Annotated in this window: 1 protein-coding gene; it reads left to right on the forward strand. The window is 38.8% G+C overall.

Annotated elements, in window-relative coordinates; translation table 11 throughout:
- Positions 1-134: 134 nt before the first annotated feature.
- Positions 135-944, forward strand: a complete 810-nt coding sequence (locus IEU65_RS10300) for an IS3 family transposase (protein WP_188352254.1) — start codon at positions 135-137, stop codon at positions 942-944.
- Positions 945-983: the final 39 nt, after the last annotated feature.

A 983-nucleotide genomic window follows, 5' to 3' on the forward strand; every position in this document is an offset into this window, starting at 1 on the left:
AGTCAAAGACTTTAAAAGACGTCAAGCAACTAGAGAAGCGCCTCGCTATTTTGGAGGAAGAAAACGAAATTTTATCACGCATAGCCTGACAGGCATTGAGCGGCCATCTTACTAGCCAAAAAATAGTCCGTAATGTGGGATTGCCGCTAGTTAACCAATTTTTAGCACAAGGCTACGCGCTTGTGCGTATTTTAAGTGCACTTAAAATCAAATCTAGTACCTATTACAACTGGCGCCATTGGCAGCCGAGTCGACAAGAAAAACGTAGAGAATCACTAAAGCCTTATATTTTAGACGTTTGGAAAACTTTTAAATTTTATGGCTATCGTCGTATTGCTGCTTATAGTCAACTAACCAATGAATGTTCAAAAATATCTGAATATCTGACACTTAAATTAATGCGTGAATTAGGGATTAGATCGCGCATGCAAAAACGTTATCGAAAACCCAAAACTGTTGTGACGGTTGCTCAAAAACCCAATCTGATTAGACACTTGCATGATTTGAGCGGTATTTGGCAAACAGATATCACTTATATTCAGTTGACTAATCACAGATGGGTCTATTTAGCGACCGTTCTGGATCCTGAGAAGAGAAAAGTATTGGGCTATAAAATTGGCGATACAATGACAGCCGAGCTAGCCACAAGTGCCTTACAGATGGCGTTGGATAAACATCGAAAGCCACTCATTATTCATTCAGATAGGGGGTCACAATACACGAGTGCTGAGTTTAATATTAAATGCCAAAATTATGGCTTGAAACATTCTTATTCACTCAAAGGCCATCCGTACGATAATGGCCGTATGGAAGCGTTTCATTCAATATTGAAGCGTGAAGAGGTGTATCTGAAGGCATACCAAACATTAACTGAAGTCCAAGCAGCCATTGGTTGGTATATCATTTTTTTAATCGCAATCGTATCTCAAATGTTGCCTAAGTAACTGAATAAAAATAGTCCAATTTATTGACTTCTGAGCAAA

The organism is Leuconostoc pseudomesenteroides KCTC 3652, assembly GCF_014634745.1.
Taxonomy (GTDB): Bacteria; Bacillota; Bacilli; order Lactobacillales; family Lactobacillaceae; genus Leuconostoc; species Leuconostoc pseudomesenteroides.